The organism is Ruegeria sp. BF7 (genome assembly GCF_056538605.1).
In genome coordinates, this window is the sequence record NZ_JBQFTM010000054.1 from 1 (window position 1) to 1,187 (window position 1,187).

Below are 1,187 nucleotides of genomic sequence, written 5' to 3' on the forward strand. Positions count from 1 at the left end.
GCTTACGCGTCTTACTCGATGATTTTCGACACGACGCCGGCGCCGACGGTGCGGCCGCCTTCGCGGATGGCGAAACGCAGGCCGTCTTCCATCGCGATCGGGGCGATCAGCTCGACGGTGAAGCCGACGTTGTCGCCGGGCATGACCATCTCGGTGCCTTCAGCCAGGGTCACAGTGCCGGTCACGTCGGTTGTACGGAAGTAGAACTGCGGACGGTAGTTCGCGAAGAACGGGGTGTGACGGCCGCCTTCTTCCTTGGTCAGGATGTAGGCTTCGGCTTCGAACTTGGTGTGCGGTGTCACAGAACCCGGCTTACACAGAACCTGGCCACGCTCAACGCCTTCACGGTCGATACCGCGCAGCAGGGCGCCGATGTTGTCGCCCGCTTCACCGCGATCCAGCAGCTTGCGGAACATTTCAACACCGGTACAGGTGGTTTTCTGAGTGTCACGGATGCCGACGATTTCGATCTCGTCGCCAACGTTGATCACACCACGCTCAACACGGCCCGTAACAACGGTACCACGACCCGAGATCGAGAACACGTCTTCGACCGGCATCAGGAACGGCTTGTCAACTTCACGCTCAGGGGTGTCGATGTAGTCGTCAACAGCCGCCATCAGTTCGCGGATCTTCTCTTCGCCGATTTCCGGCTTGTTGCCTTCCATCGCGGCCAGAGCCGAACCTGCGATGATCGGAATGTCGTCGCCGGGGTATTCATAGCTGGACAGCAGTTCGCGAACTTCCATCTCAACCAGTTCCAGCAGCTCTTCGTCGTCAACCTGGTCAACTTTGTTCATGAACACGACCATCTTCGGGATGCCAACCTGGCGGCCCAGCAGGATGTGCTCGCGGGTCTGCGGCATCGGGCCGTCAGCGGCGTTCACAACCAGAATCGCGCCGTCCATCTGGGCAGCACCGGTGATCATGTTCTTGACGTAGTCGGCGTGGCCGGGGCAGTCAACGTGCGCATAGTGGCGGTTGTCGGTCTCGTATTCCACGTGGGCGGTCGAGATGGTGATGCCGCGCGCTTTCTCTTCGGGCGCACCGTCAATCTGGTCATACGCTTTGAAGTCACCGAAATACTTGGTGATTGCTGCGGTCAGCGTGGTCTTGCCGTGGTCAACGTGGCCAATCGTGCCGATGTTGACGTGCGGCTTATTACGCTCAAACTTTTCCTTTGCCAT

Annotated in this window: 1 protein-coding gene; it reads right to left on the reverse strand. The window is 59.4% G+C overall.

The window, feature by feature from the left end; all coding sequences use genetic code 11:
- Positions 1–11: 11 nt before the first annotated feature.
- Positions 12–1,187: elongation factor Tu (tuf, locus tag ACR0IK_RS24345; RefSeq protein WP_480597428.1), on the reverse strand; the 1,176-nt coding region annotated here is incomplete at its 5' end.